Here is a 16,064-nt window from a genome sequence, read left to right as displayed (position 1 = left end):
GGACGTGCCGCGATGATTTCCGGCCACGCGCGACGGCCCGCGACCCATTCGCCGCGCGTGCGACTGACCCGGCACCGCGCCAAGGCCGCACGGCGGGTCGCGTGCGGGCCGGTGCGGGCGTACGGACCCGTGCGGGCGTACGGACCCGTGCCGACGTACGGAACCGTGCCGGCGTACGGAACCGTGCCGGCGTACGGAACCGTGCCGGCGTACGGAACCATGCCGGCGTACGGAACCATGCCGGCGTACCGGTCGGTCGAGGTGTCCCCGGCCGGCGCCGGTTCACGCCATGGCGTCTCCCGCCTGCCGCAGGTCCGCGATCCCCTGGTCGAGAGCGGCGCGCAAGTGGGTGGAGCGGCCCGTCGACAGCAGGATCGACACACCTCCCTGGATCGCCGCCAGCAGTGCCGCGGCCCTCGTGTCGACATCGAGCCCGGCGGGCAGCAGCCCGGCCCCCTGCAACTCCCTGACGCCCGCCGCCAGGCTCTCCTGCCAACGGCGCGTCAGCTCGATCACGATCGCCCGCGCGCCGGGAGTCGCCTGCCCGATCTGACGGAACAGCGCGCCGAGCGGACACTGGTCGCCCTGCGCCTCGTAACGCTCGACCACCACGTCCCGCCATCGCTCCCATGCCTCCCAGGAGTCGAGGCGGCCCAGCTGGGGCTGCTGGTCCTCGAGGACCCGCTCCGCCTCGAACCGGGCCACCGCGAGGAGGAGTTCGTCCTTGCCGGACGGGAAGTAGTGGAACAGCTGGCTCTTGCTGGTGCTGGTCCGGGCCATGACGTCGTCCAGCGTCGCCGAGCCGACGCCCTTCTCCCGGAGCACCGCCGCGGCTCCCTCGACGATCCGGCTCCGCGTCGCCCGCCCCTTCGCCGTCAACTCGCCACGCATGACGCGCCTCCTGGAATGGACTGCCTGGTCCGTCGTATGGTGACGGCCCGCTCGCCGGCGCGGTCGCGGTGCCTCCTCGGCCGGAGCGGCCCGGTTCCGCGACGGGCCGGGCAGGCGCACCCGTTCCCGGGCCGTCCCGTCCCGGGTGGGGACGACACGGCCGTCCCCACCGGGCCGCGAGTCCGTCACGCGGGGTCGTCCCCGTGGGTCAGGGTCTCCCAGGCGACGAAGAGGGCGTTGGTGCCGGCCGGACGGTTCCGCTCGGTCAGCGCCTGGGTGTTGGTCATCGCGATGCCCAGCCGGTTGTGCAGGGCGTTGTAGCCGACCTCGGTGACCGGGCCGAGGCCCCGGTTCACCGAGCCGCCGCACAGCCAGCCGGGTACGGTCGCGCCCAACTCGTACTTGGACTGGAATCCGAGGGCCTGTCGCAGCCGCTCCCCGACATCGGTGCCGTACAGGTCCTGGCCCTGGATGCGGCTGGTCTCGGCGATGTGCGAGATGGCGGAGATGCCGTAGCCGGTGTGCGTGAAGTCGCGGCACGTCTCCTGGGTGAGTCCGGTGACGAAGGTGGACTGGCCCTGCCAGTAGGCGACGATCTTGTCCCTGGTGTCGAGGTTCTGGCTCGGCACGGTCCTGGGCAGGTCGCCGTCGGAGGACAGGTAGACATAGGCGGCGGTGCGGGTGCGGAACCTGGCCATGGCCGCGTCGTAGGCGGCCTTGTCCTCGAGGAAGACGGAGATGCCGACGGCGGCCTCCGTCATCGACAGCTCCCAGTTGCCGTTGGAGTTGGATCCCTTGGCGACCACCGGCAGGTAGACGTCGCGCAGCATGGTGGCGAACCGGCCGGCTCCGGCCCAGGCCCCGGTGTAGGTGTACTTGATGATCTCGGCGGCCTTGGGCCAGGAGGAGCCGGCCCAGCCGGTCTGCAGCGGGGCGTTGCTGTTGGTGTGGCTCCGGATCACGGCCGACCAGGCGTCCATGATCTCGATGGCCTTCTGGGCGTAGCGCGGGTCGCGGGTGATGTACCAGGCGAGCGCGTCCGTGTACGCGGCGATGGCGTCCTGACGCTCGTCGGTGCAGCCGTGGTCCGGGTTGGAGTACGAGCCGCACTCCACGGTGGCCCATGGCTTCGGCGTGCGACCGAGGCTCGCGTAGGAGCCGGCCGCCATCTGGTCGTAGGCGCCCTTCCACGGTTGGGCGCCGGCCAGCACCCGGTCGCGGACGAAGTCCAGTTGGGCCCTGGAGACGGTCACTCCCGGGTGCACGAAGGTGCTGGGCGCCGCCTCGGCGCGCTGGGCCCGCGGCAGCGTCAGGCCGCCGGTGAGGACGGCGACCAGCACGATCAGCAGCACGGCGCGGACTCCGCGGCGGGTGTGTGGGGGAGCTGCGGGCATACGACAGCCATCCGTTCCGATACGTGAACGACGAGTGGGTTCTTGAACAGCTACGTTGGCCGGTGACCATAGATACGGAGACGGGGCCCGTCAAGCGTTCGAGCTGAGACCCCATCAGACGCTAACTATGGCCGAGTTGTTGGTGCCTCTCCTTGCGCGAGCTCTTGACGGCCATGGTCTGGACCTTTAACTTCACGGCTTGAATAAAGACCGAAGGATGTTCAGGGCGTTCCGATGGATGAACAGCGCCGTGGCGCATCCCAGGTCGCCTCCCCCTCCCCCCACACGAAGGGCCGCATCGCCCATGGCCAGACGCCGCTTCGCCGTCCGCTCCCCGCGGACCGCCGCCGCCAGCCTCTCCGCCGCCGTCCTCGGCCTGTCCGCGGGGCTGCTCACCGCCTCCCCGGCCGCGGCCGCCACCGGCACCGTCACCGGTCTCGCCGGCAAGTGCCTGGACGTGGCCGGGGCGAGCTCCGCCGACGGGACGGCCGTCCAGATCCACGACTGCAACGGCACCGCCGCCCAGCAGTGGACCGTCGGCGCCGACGGCACCGTCCGGGCCCTCGGCAAGTGCCTCGACGTCACCGGCAACTCCACCGCGAACGGCGCCAAGGTCCAGCTGTGGACCTGCACCGGCGGCGCCAACCAGAAGTGGACGGTCACCGCCGCGCACGACATCGTCAACCCCCAGGCCGACAAGTGCCTGGACGTCACGGACAACAACCCGGCCAACGGCTCCCGCGCACAGATCTGGAGCTGCACCGGCGCCGCGAACCAGAAGTGGAACGCGCCCGCCGCGGGCGGCGGCGCCCCGGCGGCCCCGATGGCCGTCGCCCCGTACCTCTACAACGGCTGGGGCAGCCCGCCGAGCCCCACCACGATCACCAACGCCACCGGCGTGAAGTGGTTCACCCTCGCCTTCGTCCTCAGCAACGGCTACTGCAACCCGCAGTGGGACGGCAGCCGCCCGCTCACCGGCGGCGTCGACCAGCAGACCGTCGGCACCGTCCGCGCGAACGGCGGCGACGTCATCCCCTCCTTCGGCGGTTACAGCGGCAACAAGCTGGAGAGCTCCTGCTCCAGCGCGGGCGAACTGGCCGCCGCCTATCAGAAGGTCGTCGACGCCTACGGGCTCAAGGCCATCGACATCGACATCGAGGCCGACGCCTACGGCAACGCCACCGTCCAGCAGCGCACCGTGGACGCCCTGAAGACGGTGAAGGCCGCCAACCCCGGGCTGAAGGTGATCGTCACCATCGGCACCGGGCAGAGCGGCCCCGACACGAGCCTCATCAACCGGGCCGCCGCCTCCGGCCTGACCGTCGACGCCTGGACGATCATGCCGTTCGACTTCGGCGGCGCCGGCCAGAACATGGGCAACCTCACGGCGCAGGCCGCCGAGGGCCTCAAGAACGCGCTGAAGAACGCCTACCACTACGGCGACGACCAGGCCTACCGCGACATGGGCATCTCCTCCATGAACGGCGTCACCGACGACAACGAGACCGTCACCGTCGCCGACTTCCGCACCATCCTCGGCTACGCGCAGCAGCACCACCTGGCCCGGCTGACCTTCTGGTCCGCCAACCGCGACCGGCCGTGCACCGGTGGCCCCGCCGACAGCTGCTCCGGGGTCTCGCAGCAGAACTGGGACTACACCCGGGTCTTCGCCGGGTACACCGGCTGACCCCCGCGGCGCCGCCCCCCGGTGACCCCGGCGGCGCCCCGGGGGCCGGGGCACCGCCGTCCGGGCCGGCGACGGGGCCGGGCCGCCCTCGGGGCCGGGGACGTCGGCTCTCCGCCTCCGGCCCGGACGGCGACGGGGGCCGGCCCGGCCGCCGGCCCCTGGCTCCTGGCTCCTGGCCCGGCTACGAACCGTCCGCGTGGACCGCGTAGACGTACCGCTTGCCGGCGTACTCGCTGAGGTTCCAGATCACGGACTCGCTGTAGGCCCAGCCGGAGGCGCCGCTGCTGTGGTAGCTGAGGTCCTCGCAGCCGATGGCCAGGTTGCAGACGGTGGTCGCGGTGGAGGCGCCGGAGGTGAAGGTGCGCAGCGAGCCCGCGGTGGACGTACCGGCGCTGGTCGCGAGGTAGTGCTTGCTGTTGCGCGAGACGACACCCTGGATCTTCTGCTGGGCGACGGTGACGGCTTCGCTCGCGGTGAGCGAGGAGATCTGCCGGTCGGTGTAGTCGAGGTTCCAGCGGACCACCTTGGGCGTGGTCGTGCCGGGGCCCGTGCCGTTGAAGGTGCCGTCCGTGTAGTCGACCTTGCCGGACAGGGAGTACTCGCTCACCACCAGGCTGTCGGGGACGCTGGCGCGGTCGAGGCCGATCGTGGTGTAGCGCAGGTACGTCCCGGCGTTGTCGTAGGCGTGGCTCTGCGGCAGGACGTACTTGTACCCGTAGCCGTAGTACGACCCGTCGGTGTGCAGACCGCACACGTCCGCCTCGGCGGTGGCGACCGTGAGGAGGGTGTTCAGGTCGAACACCCTCAACCCCTTGTAGGTGTCGACGACGTACAGCAGGTTGCCGTACCACATGATGCCGCCCGCGTGCTTGCGGATGGGGTTGAAGGAGTACTCCCCGGTGGCGGTCCTGACCGGCTCGACCAGGAGCACGTGCCGGTAGACCGGCGCGGAGGCGGTGGTGTAGTCGACGAAGCTGAGCCGCAGGCCCTTGTCGAGCGCGTACTCGTCGGTGCCGTCGTCGTCGGGGTCGCTCTCGAAGTACCAGGAGACGAGGACGACCCTCTTGTCGCCGCCAGCCGGGTAAAGGCCGTTGCCGTAGGCGTCGGCGCTGGTGGTGACGCCCTGCGGGATCCAGTAGTCGACCGCCTGGTCCCCGCTGTCCCAGGTGAAGCCGGTCGAGAACGCCTGGACGGTGCCGGGGGCGCCGGTGAGGTGGACGGCCTTGCGGTTGGCGTCCGCGATGACGGCCGTCGCGTCCACCTTGGCCAGCCTGGTCGCCAGAGCTGCGTTCAGGTCGGCGAACTCGCCGTGGCTGTTGGAGGTTCGGCTGGTGAGGCTGAACTGGCCCGCGTCGATGGCGGCCGCCTCGGCGACGGCGGGGGCGAGCAGGCTGCCGCCGGCCGCGACGAACGGCGCGGCGGCCAGCCCCCTGAGGATCGTTCTGCGTGTCATGCTCATGGAGCAGAAAGCTACCGGACCCCGGCACTCGGACTCCGGGGGTCCGCCATCGATGACCGGTTCCGCCCGGTACGCCGTCGCCCCCGTCGGTCAGCCCGCGTCGGTCAGCCCGCGTCGGTCAGCCCGCGTCGGTCAGCCCGCGTCGGTCAGCCCGCGTCGGTCAGTCCGCGTCCCGGCGGAAGAACGTCTTGCCGGCGATCCGCCACACCCCGTCCTCCCGTACCAGCGAGAAGTGGTTGGTGAAGTCCTCGCCCTGGTAGCCGCGCTCGTCGAGGACGGCGACCGCCACCTCGCCGCTCACCTCGATCGAGCGGATGACGAACGTGTACGTTCGGGTCCATGCGCGCTCGCCGGTCTCGGCCGCGACCACCTGGCAGAACGCCTCGATCGGCGCGGAGACGAGTTGCCGGCCGAGGTAGCCCCACATGTGGGCGTCGGGGCGGAAGGCCGCCCGGACGGCCTCCGGGTCCCCGGCGCACACTGCCGAGACATAGGCCCGCACGGCGGACCGTACCCCGTCGTGCGCCTCGGACCAGACGCCGTCATGCCCCGCGGGCCGCACGCCGTCGTGCCCCGCTGGCCGAACGCCGTCATGTCCCTCGGGCCGAACGCCGTCATGTCCCTCGGGCCGAACGCCGTCGTGCCCCGCTGGCCGCACACCGTCGTGCCCCGCTGGCCGCACACCGTCGTGCCCCGCTGGCCGCACGCCGTCGCACGTGGCCGTGCGGTCGCTCGTCACGTTCTCCGCCTCGGTGGCGGGTGTGTCAGCCATGGTGGATCCACACGCCTTTCGTCTCGGTGAACACGTCCAGCGCGTAGGAGCCCATCTCCCGCCCCCAGCCGCTGGACCGGAAGCCGCCCCAGGGCGCCGCCGGGTCGGGAACCGGCGGCATGTTGACGAACACCGCGCCCGCGCGGACGTCCGCCGCCAGCCGGTGGGCGGTGGACAGGTCCTTGGTCCACACCGCGGCGGCGAGACCGTAGCGGGTGTCGTTGGCGCGCGCCGCCAGTTCGTCCTCGTCGTCGTAGGTGAGCACGGGCAGCACGGGACCGAAGATCTCCTCCCGGGCGATGACCATCTCGTCCCGCACCGCGCCGAAGACCGTGGGCCGGTAGAAGTTGCCGCCCCCCAGGGGGCCGTCGGCGCGCTCTCCCCCGGTGACCACCTGGGCTCCCGCGGCGACGCCCTCGCGCACCATGGCGTCCACCCGCCGCAGGTGCTCCTCGGTCACCAGCGGCCCCATCTGCGTGTCCGGGGACAGACCGGGTCCCAGGCGCAGGGCGGCGACGGCGACGGCGAGCTTCTCGGTGAACTCCTCCGCCCGGTGGCGGTCCACGTAGAAGCGGGAGTAGGCGGCGCAGACCTGCCCGCTGTTGAGCAGCGCCCCCTGTACGTTGCCCTCGACGGCGGCGTCGACGTCGGCGTCCCGGGCGACGATGCTGGGCGCCTTGCCGCCCAGTTCCAGGGTGACCCGCTTCAGGTCGTCCGCCGAGGCCCGGACGATCTCGCGTCCCACCTCGGTGGACCCGGTGAAGGAGACCTTGTCCACCCCGGGGTGCTCCACCAGGGCCCGGCCGGTCTCGGGGCCGCCCGTGAGCAGGTTGACCACGCCCGGCGGGAACCCGGCCTCCGCGCAGAGCCTCACCAGATGCAGTGCGCTGAGCGGAGTCTGCTCGGCCGGCTTGAGCACGACGGTGTTGCCGCAGGCCAGCGCGGGCGCCATCTTCCACGCCGCGATCATCAGCGGGAAGTTCCAGGGGGTGATGAGCGCGCACACCCCCACCGGTTCACGGCGGGTGAAGTGCAGGGTGCGGGGAAAGGAGACGGGGCTGACCGCTCCCTCGATCTTCGTGACCCAGCCCGCGTAGTAGCGGAAGTGCTCCGCCGCCCCCGCGACGGAGACCGTGCGCGCCACCCGCAGTGGCTGTCCCTGGTCGCGGGTCTCCGTCTCCGCCAGTTCGGCGGCGTCGCGTTCGATCAGATCGGCGACCCGCCACAGCAGCCTGGCCCGCTCCGCCGCCGGCAGCCCCGCCCAGGCGGGATCGGCCAGCGCCCCCCGCGCCGCCTCGACCGCGTCGTCCACCTCCGCCTGCCCTGCCTGGGCGCAGGTGCCCAGGACCGTTCCGGTGGCCGGGTCGCGGGTGGTGAACTCCGCGCCGTCCGCGGCGGCCGTCCACGCACCGCCGATGAAGAGCCGACCTCGCACATCCATACAGGATCCTTCTTGGACTTGCCGGACAGGGACTTGCCGGACACGGACTTGCTTGGACACGGACTTGCTCGCGACGGGTTCGCCGGAGCGGTCGGGATGCTCACCGGCGGTGCCGTCCTCCCGCCGGGCGCACGGCGTCGCCACCGCGGCCGCCCGGGCGCACGGCGTCGCCGGCGCGGCGCGGCCGGGCCGGGTGTGCGACGGCCCGACGCCCGGGCCGCGTGAGCGACGGCCCGGGGCCTCACGGCGCCGGCCGCCTCCCCGCCGCGGGCGGGGAGGAAGACCCGCGGCGCGCGGATCAGTCGGCGATGTTCCGCATCAGCCGGTCGACATAGGAGCGGTACTCCGGGATCAGCGCACCGTCCGGGAACATCAGGGAGGTGACGTTGGCCCCGATGGTCGTCGTGATGACCTCTCCCGCCAGGTCGGTGACGGCCGGGGCGTCCGCCGGCTCGCCCTTGCCGCGGGCCTGGGCGATCCGTGCGGCGAGCCGTCGGCGCCACTCACGCAGGTGCTCGCGGTACAGGGTCGCGAGTTCCTCGTTCGCCACCGAGTGCTCCCACAGGGCGAGCAGCACGCGGGCGGAGTCGATGCGGTACCGGTCCAGCGGCAGGGTCGCCTCGACGTCGTGGCGCAGCGCCGCCTTCGGGTCGGGCGACGGGTCGCTCTCGCCGATCCGCTCGTTCATCTCGGCGAGCACGCTCTGGAACGTGGCGGCGACGATGCTGTCCTTGCTGGGGAAGTAACGCTTCAACGCGCCGTTGGCGAAACCCGCCTCAGCGACGATGCTCCTCATGGTCGCGGCCTCGAAACCGCCCTGGATGATGAGCTTCTTCGCGACCGCGACGATCTCCCGCCGCCGCTGATCGTGGTCGATAATCTTCGGCATAGTTGTACCTACGGTACTGGCGATCCGCTCGGCGCACGTAGCCTGAGCCTGCTTCGCCTGCGCTCGGCCTGCCGGGCCGGGTCGGCCACCGGGGAGGCCAGCAGCAGCCGGCGGGTGTAGGGGTGCTCGGGGTCCCGGGTGACCGTCTCGTTCGGCCCGGACTCCACGCACTCCCCCTGGTACATCACCGAGACCCGGTGGCAGATGCGGCGCACCACTCCCAGGTCGTGGGAGACGAAGAGGTAGGAGACGCCGGTCTCGCGCTGGATGTCGATGAACAGGTCGACCACCGCCGACTGCGTCGTCAGGTCCAGTGCGCTGACCGGCTCGTCGCAGACGATGAGGCGGGGCCGGCGCACCAGCGCGCGGGCGATGGCGATGCGCTGGCGCTGGCCGCCGGAGAACTCGCTGGGGTAGCGCGTCACGGTGTCCGCCGGGAGGCGCACGTGGTCGAGCATCTCGGCCACCGCCCTGCGTGCCTCGGCCCGGCCGGTGCCGGAGGCGGTGAGGGGTTCGGCGAGGATCTGCCCGACGGTCAGGGTGGGGTCCAGCGAGCCGTACGGGTCCTGGAAGACCACCTGGAGATCTGCGGCGAGGCGCCGCCGGGCGGTTCCCCTCAGATGGGTGATGTCGCGGCCGTCGAAGGTGATGGAGCCGGAGGTGACCGGGGTCAGTCCGAGGACGGCCTTGCCGAGCGTGGACTTGCCCGAACCGCTCTCGCCGACCAGGCCGACGCACTCGCCCGCCCCGATGCTCATCGAGACGCCCTTCAGCGCGCGGAAGGCGGTGCGTCCGCGGCGGTAGTCCACGACGAGGTCGTCCACCTCGAGCAGCGCGGTGTCGTTCGTGTCCGTCTTCATGAGTGCACCGTCCGTCCGGCCGTGGTCCAGGCCGCGTCCAGTTCGGTGCGGCTCTCGGTGTCGTCAAGCGAGGCGCGGATGAGTTCCGCGGTGTACGGGTCGCCGGGGTCGCCGAAGATCTGCTCGACCCGGCCGGTCTCGATGATCCTGCCGTCCTTCATCACCGCGACGCGGTCGCAGATGTCGGCGACCACCCCGAAGTTGTGGGTGACGATCACCAGGGCCATCCGGTACTCCGCCTGGAGTTCGCGCAGCAGTTCCAGCACCTCGGCCTGGACCGTGACGTCCAGGGCGGTGGTCGGCTCGTCGGCGACCAGCAGGCTCGGGTTGCCCGCGACCGCGCCCGCGATCAGGACGCGCTGCGCCATGCCGCCGGAGATCTGGTGCGGATAGGACGCCAGCACCCGGTCGGGGTCGGTGATGCCGACGCGTTCGAGGACGGCGCGGGCCCGCTCCCGTGCCTGGGCCTTGGACAGCTTGTGCACCGCGCGCAGTGGTTCGGTGAGCTGGTGGCCGATGGTGCAGCAGGGGTCGAGGTTGCTCATCGGCTCCTGCGGCACGTAGCCGATCGTGGTGCCGAGCAGTGCGTGGCGCTTGCCGCGCGGCAGCGCGCCGGCCTCGCGGCCGCCGATCCAGATGCCGTCCGCGGTGGCGGTGCCGTCCGCCGGGAGCAGGTCCAGCGCGGAGAACACGGTCTGCGACTTGCCCGATCCCGACTCGCCGACGATGCCGAGGACTTCCCCGGGTGCGACGTCCAGGCTGACTCCGTGCACGACCTCCTTGTGGCCGTCAGGCGTGCGGTAGCCGACGCGCAGGTTCTCGATCCGCAGCGCGCTGTCCTCGGCCGGGTGCAGCAGTTCGCCGGTGGCGCTCTCCTCCTGCCGGGGCGGCGCGGCGTCGCGTACCCGCCGGGAGACGGGCTCGGTACGTGTGTTCACCAGGTCGGCGAGGGTCGAGCCCATGAACGCCAGGGCGGCGATGGTCAGGCCCAGTGCGGCCGACGGCCACAGCAGGATGAGCGGGTGGGTCAGCATGGTGCGGAACCCGTCGTTCATCATCTGACCCCAGTCGGGGTCGGACGCGGTGCCGATGCCGAGGAACTGCAGGCCGGTCTGCATGCCCATCGCGACGCCCGCGGTCAGCGCGGACTGGATGATGACGGGTGCGTACACGGCCCGGAGCATGTGTGCGCGCAGGATCTGGGTGTGGGTGAGCCCCGCGACCCGGGCCGCGTCGATGTAGGGCTCCCTGCGCACGGCGAGCGCCCGGGAGCGGGAGATGCGGTAGTAGCCCGGTGCCATGAAGGCGCCCACGGTGACCATCAGCAGCGTGAAGTTCGCTCCGGTGCCCGCGGCGACGATGAGCAGGACGATCATCCCGGGCACGGACTGCACCGCGTCGCTGATCCACGAGCAGATCCGGTCGGCCGGGCCGCCGAAGTAGCCGGCGGCCACTCCGGCGGGCACCCCGAGCAGGCACCCGGCGAGGCAGGCGACGGCGGCCCCGTAGACGGTCGTGCGCGCCCCGTACAGCAGGCGGCTGAAGATGTCCCGGCCGGCGGAGTCGCCGCCCATCAGGTGTCCGTTGCCGGGCCGGGCCTGGGTGAGGCCGAAGTCGACGAAGTTGGGGTCGTGCGGTGCGAGCAGCGGGGCGAACAGTCCCACGAGGACCACGAGGAGGAACACCGCGAGCGCGGCGACGCCGACGGGACGGCGCAGATAGCGCGACAGGAGGTGCCGGCGGGCCTGGACGGGCTCGGGTGTGGCGGGGAACGCGGCTTCGGTCATTTCTCGCGCACCTTCGGGTTGACCCACCCGAGCAACAGGTCGAGCAGGAAGTTGACGACGACGACGAAGACGACCGTCACTACGGTCAGTCCGAGCAGGATCGGGATGTCGCCGATCTGCGAGGCCGACTGGGTGAGGCTGCCGATGCCCGGGAGGTTGAAGACGATCTCGACGACGATCGCGCCGCCGAGCAGCCCCACGAACATCACGGCGAGGACGGTGAGCGCGGCGGGCGAGGCGTTGCGCAGCACGTGCAGCGTCACTCGTCGCGCGGACAGCCCGCGGGCCCGCAGGGTGCGGACGAAGTCCTGCTTGTTGACCTCCAGGAAACCGTTGCGCAGCTGTTCGGCGATCATCACGATCGCGCCGAGGGCCAGGGCGATCGACGGCAGGGTGATGGACCGCAGCCATTCGGTGCCGGAGTGGGCGAAGGGGACGTAGCCGACCGCGGGGAACCAGCGGAGTTTGATGGCGAACGCCATGACCAGCATGAGGCTCACCCAGAAACCCGGGAGGGCGAACAGGACCACCGAGGCGACCTTGAGGACGCGGGAGAGGACGCCGTTCGGCCGCAGTCCGGTGGCGACGCCGACGGCGAGACCGACCGCGGCGGCCAGCAGCGTGGCGGCCACCACGACCGACAGGGTGACCGGGACGCGGAGCGCGATCTGGTCGGAGACGGGCTGGAAGTTCCGCCAGGACGTGCCGAGGTCGCCGCGCAGGGCGTGGGAGAACCAGTCCCAGAACTGTACGAGCAGCGGACGGTCCAGGCCGAGTTGGTGCCGCAGCGCCGCCCGCTGGGCCGGGGTGGCGCTGTCGCCGAGGAGGCCGGCGGTGGGGTCGCCGATGGCCAGGTGAGCCAGGAAGAAGGAGGCGGAGGTGACGACCAGGAGCAGGACGGCTCCTGAGAGCAGTCGTCGAACCGTGAATTTGATCATGTGGGACCCCTCTGGGGGCGGCGGCCGGCCGTACGGGGCGGGCCGCTGCCGGAACGGGAACTAGCCGCGCTGGATGAACCGCAGGGTCGGGAACATCATGCCGGTGATCGGAGTCACCTTGATGCCCTTCTTGCTGAAGTAGGTGTTGTTCGCCTGGTACCAGACGTCCTGCCAGGCCTCGTCGGTGACCTTCGCGTCGAGTCGGCGGATCAGCGCGGTCTGCTTCTCGCCGGTCGCCGCCTGGATGTCGCCGAGGAGCGTGCTGATCTCGGGGAACGCCTCGGTGGAGGGGTTGGGGTTGAACCACTGCCGGGAGGCGATCCGGCCGTCCACCGACGCCGCCGAGTTGGAGTCCAGCGCCACGACGGCCACGAACATCGGGTAGGTGGAGGCGTTCTGCTGGTAGTCGGCCGGGGACATGTTCTTCCAGGTGACCTTGATGCCGAGCTGGCCGAGGATCTGCTGGACGGCGGGCTGCCAGGCCTGGAAGATCGACGACATCGGCATCGTCACCCGGAACCCGTCGGGGTAGCCCGCCTCGGCCAGCAGCCGCTTGGCCTCGTCCATGTCGAACGGGTAGCGGTCGTTGAGGGACGGGTCGTACGCCGGGTCGCCGGCCGGGAACACCTGGTTGGTCGCCACCCCGGCGCCCTGGCCGACCGACTTGAGGATGGCCGCGCCGTCGAAGGCGTGGTTGATGGCCCGCCGCACCCGTACGTCGCCCAGCGGCTTGAGCTGCTTGCCGGTGCGGTCGGTGAACTGGATGCCCACCCAGGTGGCGACCTTGGAGGCGATGTTCCAGCCGTTGCGCTTGGCGTAGGGGATGTCGGCCGCGTTGGCGTAGTTGAGGTCGAGCTGGCCGGAGAGCATGGCGTTGAAGCTCGCGGTCGGGTCGGAGATCGGGAACACCTTCACCGTGCGGAACGGGTAGGTGGCGCGGTCCCAGTGCCGGGGTTTCTCGGTGAAGACGTACTGCGATCCCGGCGTCGAGCTGCCCGCGACGAAGGTGTACGGGCCGGAGCCGACGGGTCCGGTGGTCAGGGTGCGGGCCTTGATCGCGGCGGGGGAGGCCATCCAACTGCGGCCCAGCCCCATGTAGTACAGGAGCGAGTCGTCCTTCTTCTTCAGGTGCAGGGCGATGGTGTCCCGGTCCACCTCGGTGAAGCCCGTGACGTTGGCGTAGGTCTGCCCGGAGCGGACGCCGGCCTTGAGGTGTTCGAGGTTCCGCACCGCGGCCGCGGCGTCGAAGGGCTGTCCGTCGCTGAACGCGACTCCCTCGCGCAGGTGCATGGTGAGGGTCAGGTAGTCCGCGGACCAGGTCCAGGACGTGGCGAGCGCGGGGACGGGGCGGGAGTCGTCGTCGAGGGCGACCAGCGGGTCGTAGACGGCGGACAGGTAGGGCCCGTCGAAGCCGATGTCGGCGTTGGCCGGGTCCCAGGACGTGACGTCGAGCAGTGTCCCGATCCTGAGTTGGTCCGTCGGCCCGCTGCCGGACGTGGCGGCGGCGTTGGTGCAGGCGGCCAGCGCGAACGCGATGACCGCGACAAGTGTGGCTCTCCAGATCCTCTGCATGGAATCTTCTCTCGGGTAAGAGGGGCGCTGGTGCCAGATCGAGCCGGGAGAGGATGTCGCCGGTTCTCGTCGCCGTCGCAGCGCTCGGCCCATCGACGGGAGCGGGTGCGGGGGAGACTGTTCCCCCGTACGCCACCTCACGTGTCGTGGCCGTTAGTCTACGGATGTCGGCTAAAAAGACAATGGCCCCGCCGCAGCCGATTGGCAAGCGGTGGGGCCAGGTTTGTCACGGGCGTCCGACCGGTGGCCGGGCCGCCCGACGAACCGCGCGTCGGGCCGCGGATCGGGGCGGTCTCAGACCGCCTCGGCGACGACGACGCGGGGACTTCCGGGCAGGGCGAGCACCTCGCGCTGCCGCCAGCCCGCCTCCTGGAGCCAGGCCGTGACCTCGGACGCCGGGTACACGACGGTGCCGTCGATGACGAAGTACTCCCCCGCGTGCAACGCGTCGATCGGGCGCTGGCGTTCGTCGTCGTCCAGCAGGAAGTCCAGCAGCAGCAGGGTCGCTCCGGGCGCCGCGGCGGCGCGCGCGTTGGCGAGGATCGCGCGGTTCTGCTCCGCGGTGAAGCGGTGGACGACGTGGTTGACCATGACGAGGTCGTGGTCGCCGCCGGGGCGGGCGGTGTCGGTGGGCGCCGGCTCGATCCGGGCCCGGTCCGCGACGCCCGCCGCGTCGAGCGCCGCCGCTATGGCGTCGGTGGACGCCGGGTCGAAGACGAACCGCGCCGACAGCGCGGGGTTGGCCCGCAGTGCGCCGATGGCGAAGTCGGGCGAGAGTCCGCCGAGGTCGAGCAGGTTCCGGTAGGGCCCGAAGTCGAAGGACCGGGCGAGCATGGCGGCGTGCAGGGTGTTGTAGCGCATGACCCCGGCCATGAACGCCTGCCAACGGGCGTCGTCCATCTGAAGGTCGCCGGGCTTGGTGGTGTCGACGGTGGTGTCGAACTGGAGCCAGTGGCCGTAGCTGATCTCGTTCAGGAAGGCGAGGAAGGGGTGCAGGTCGAGGTCGCCGTCGCCGGTCAGGTACGCGGCCGCGTCCGGGGCGAGCCGGTAGCGGCCGTCGTGGCGCTCCAGCAGCCCCAGCCCGTTCATGGCGTCGGCGAGGATCCGCGCCATCCGCTCGCTCAGGCCGGTGGCCGAGGCCAGCCCGGCCACGTCGCGCTCGCCCTCGGCCAGGGCGCGGAAGACTCCGGTGCGCGCGGCGGCGAAGAGCTGCTTGGCTCCCATGTACGCGGTGGCGATGCCGACGATGCGCTCGGGCGTGGCGGACGTGCTGGGTACGGTCATGATGTCCTCCTGGGGTGTTGTCCTGCGACTGTGGAACGGGGGGTCCGTACGCCGGCCGGCGTCACCAGGTGCCGTCCGCGGCGACGTGGCGGTCGAGCCACAGCTCCTCGGTGGCGCTGCGCAGCGTCGCCGCTCCCACCCGGTCGAGCAGCGCCAGCGCGCCGACGTTGTCCTCCAGCTGGGCCTGCCGGGAGACGCCGACCAGGACGTTGGCGGTGGCCGGGTTGGCCAGGCAGAAGGCGATGCCCAGTTGCGCGGGCGAGGCGCCGAACTCGTCGGCCAGGCGACGCACGGTGCCGTAGGAGGTGGCGATGCGCTCACGGATGCCGCCGACGTCGGCGCCGATCTTGCGGTCCGGAAGGAGCTTGCCCGCCAGCATGCCGCCCTCCAGGACGTCGGACGCCTGCAGGGCGAGTTCCCCGGAGTCGAAGAGCGGTCCGTAGTAGCCGCCCTCGGCCATCGAGCGCCGGACCAGGCCGTACTTGAGCTGTGCGAACGAGGGCGGCACCAGCCCCCGTTCGCGGGCGACGTCGATCGCCCGGCGCAGGTCGCCGTACCGCCAGTTGTTGACGCCCCACGTGGCGAACCGGCCGGCCTCGATCTGCTCGGCGACGTCGGTGACCACGCGCTCGACGTCGAGTTCGCCGAAGTAGTCGCCCACCACGACGGTGTCGGCACTCTCGACGCCGACGCGTTCCAGGGACGTCTCCATCTGCCGGGCGAAGCCGGTGGCGGGATAGTCCCAGAGCCAGAGCTTGCCGCAGAACTGCCAGTCGGAGCGGGCGAGTCCGGCCTCGCGCACCGCCCGTCCGAAGATCAGGTCGGTGCGGGAGCGCTCCGCGTGCGGCCCCATGTTGTAGTGCGCGACGTCGAAGAACGCGCAGCCGAGCTCCGCCGCCCGGGCGATCAGCGACACCGCGTCGTCGAAGGCCATGCGGTCCCAGGTGTTCCACGATCCCAGGGCCAGCACCGGCACTTCGGGCCCGCCGGGTCCCAGCGGGCGGCGCGGAACGGTCTTGGCAGCACTCAAGGTTCCTCCCGTAAGCCTCGGGGTTTTTCGTCTACAGGCGTTTTTCGTCTACAAGCGTAT

At 71.4% G+C, this 16,064-nt stretch carries 13 protein-coding genes; 1 reads left to right on the top strand and 12 read right to left on the bottom strand.

Annotated elements, in window-relative coordinates; genetic code table 11:
* Positions 1 to 282: 282 nt before the first annotated feature.
* Positions 283 to 891, bottom strand: coding sequence for a TetR/AcrR family transcriptional regulator (locus tag ACF061_RS21400; RefSeq protein WP_392268505.1), 609 nt, complete (start codon positions 889 to 891; stop codon positions 283 to 285).
* Positions 892 to 1,076: 185 nt separating this feature from the next.
* Positions 1,077 to 2,285, bottom strand: coding sequence for an alginate lyase family protein (locus tag ACF061_RS21395; RefSeq protein ID WP_392268504.1), 1,209 nt, complete (start codon positions 2,283 to 2,285; stop codon positions 1,077 to 1,079).
* Positions 2,286 to 2,589: 304 nt separating this feature from the next.
* Between ACF061_RS21395 and ACF061_RS21390 the strand changes: the two genes are divergently transcribed.
* Entirely contained in the window at positions 2,590 to 3,972 is a 1,383-nt protein-coding gene (locus ACF061_RS21390) for a ricin-type beta-trefoil lectin domain protein (protein WP_392268503.1), read from the top strand.
* Positions 3,973 to 4,153: 181 nt separating this feature from the next.
* On the opposite strand, the gene ACF061_RS21385 is transcribed toward ACF061_RS21390, so the two are convergent.
* From ACF061_RS21385 to ACF061_RS21340, 10 genes are all read right to left on the bottom strand, one after another.
* Entirely contained in the window at positions 4,154 to 5,425 is a 1,272-nt protein-coding gene (locus tag ACF061_RS21385) for a hypothetical protein (RefSeq protein WP_392268502.1), read from the bottom strand.
* A 166-nt stretch (positions 5,426 to 5,591) separates the two neighbouring features.
* Entirely contained in the window at positions 5,592 to 6,203 is a 612-nt protein-coding gene (locus ACF061_RS21380) for a nuclear transport factor 2 family protein (protein ID WP_392268501.1), read from the bottom strand.
* Positions 6,196 to 7,644, bottom strand: a complete 1,449-nt coding sequence (locus tag ACF061_RS21375) for an aldehyde dehydrogenase family protein (RefSeq protein WP_392268500.1) — start codon at positions 7,642 to 7,644, stop codon at positions 6,196 to 6,198. The genes ACF061_RS21380 and ACF061_RS21375 overlap by 8 nt, the downstream gene beginning before the upstream one ends.
* 298 nt (positions 7,645 to 7,942) lie before the next feature.
* The gene (locus tag ACF061_RS21370) at positions 7,943 to 8,533 is read right to left on the bottom strand and encodes a TetR/AcrR family transcriptional regulator (protein ID WP_392268499.1); all 591 of its coding nucleotides are present in this window, start codon (positions 8,531 to 8,533) and stop codon (positions 7,943 to 7,945) included.
* Between the two features lie 8 nt (positions 8,534 to 8,541).
* A complete protein-coding gene (locus ACF061_RS21365; protein WP_392268498.1) occupies positions 8,542 to 9,393 on the bottom strand; it encodes an ATP-binding cassette domain-containing protein in 852 nt (283 codons plus the stop codon).
* On the bottom strand, positions 9,390 to 11,180 hold the full coding sequence (locus ACF061_RS21360; RefSeq protein WP_392268497.1) for a dipeptide/oligopeptide/nickel ABC transporter permease/ATP-binding protein: 1,791 nt from the start codon (positions 11,178 to 11,180) through the stop codon (positions 9,390 to 9,392). The genes ACF061_RS21365 and ACF061_RS21360 overlap by 4 nt, the downstream gene beginning before the upstream one ends.
* Positions 11,177 to 12,118: an ABC transporter permease gene (locus ACF061_RS21355; protein ID WP_392268496.1), complete on the bottom strand. Its 942-nt coding sequence runs from the start codon at positions 12,116 to 12,118 to the stop codon at positions 11,177 to 11,179. The genes ACF061_RS21360 and ACF061_RS21355 overlap by 4 nt, the downstream gene beginning before the upstream one ends.
* A gap of 60 nt (positions 12,119 to 12,178) precedes the next feature.
* Positions 12,179 to 13,690, bottom strand: coding sequence for an ABC transporter substrate-binding protein (locus ACF061_RS21350; protein WP_392268495.1), 1,512 nt, complete (start codon positions 13,688 to 13,690; stop codon positions 12,179 to 12,181).
* Between the two features lie 294 nt (positions 13,691 to 13,984).
* Entirely contained in the window at positions 13,985 to 14,974 is a 990-nt protein-coding gene (locus ACF061_RS21345) for a methyltransferase dimerization domain-containing protein (protein ID WP_392268494.1), read from the bottom strand.
* A 61-nt stretch (positions 14,975 to 15,035) separates the two neighbouring features.
* Entirely contained in the window at positions 15,036 to 16,004 is a 969-nt protein-coding gene (locus tag ACF061_RS21340) for an aldo/keto reductase (RefSeq protein ID WP_392268493.1), read from the bottom strand.
* Positions 16,005 to 16,064: the final 60 nt, after the last annotated feature.

The organism is Streptomyces sp. NPDC015220 (genome assembly GCF_043079345.1).
Classification (GTDB): domain Bacteria; phylum Actinomycetota; class Actinomycetes; order Streptomycetales; family Streptomycetaceae; genus Streptomyces.
This window is presented reverse-complemented; position numbering and strand designations above follow the sequence as displayed.